Here is a 513-nt window from a genome sequence, read left to right as displayed (position 1 = left end):
GAGGAAATATCTGCCGTACCCTGGCTGACTTCCACCGTTTCCAGGTCCAGGGTGTCGATGTAGCGGTTGGCCAGCGAGCCGCCGCCGTAGCCCGAACCGCCGTTGGGCAGGCCATCGATGGTGGTGCCGATCTGCTGCGTGTCGCGGTTGGTGACGAAGCCGCGCATGCTGATCTGGGTGCCCCATACCGACGAACCGGTGGCATCGGCCTCGCTGACCACCACCCCTGGCACCTCGTTGAGTGCATCGTTGACGCTGCTCATCACCGTCTCCCGGTTCAGGGTTTCCGCGCGTACCGAGGTCTTGGCGTAGCTGGTGGCCTGGCCGATCACCTGCACCTGGTCCAGGGTACGGGCATCGCCGCTGCGCGCTTCGGCCGCCTCGCCCTGCGGTGCCTCGGCCAGGGCGTCCAGTGCAGGGGCGATCAGCAGGGCAAGCAGCGAGACACGGGGAAAGCGCGCAATCGTTCGCATCGAAACCGGACCTTCAGCAGAGGGAAGCCCCGGAGTGTCG

General features: G+C 66.5%; 1 protein-coding gene. It reads right to left on the bottom strand.

Features of this window, described 5'->3' with window-relative positions:
- Positions 1-473, bottom strand: a 473-nt coding sequence (locus C9414_RS21175) for a TonB-dependent receptor plug domain-containing protein (RefSeq protein ID WP_142398096.1), incomplete at its 3' end; no start/stop codon positions are given.
- Positions 474-513: the final 40 nt, after the last annotated feature.

Source organism: Bacillus sp. Nf3, assembly GCF_003028545.1.
In the GTDB taxonomy this organism is placed as follows: Bacteria; Bacillota; Bacilli; order Bacillales; family Bacillaceae; genus Bacillus; species Bacillus safensis.
This window is presented reverse-complemented; position numbering and strand designations above follow the sequence as displayed.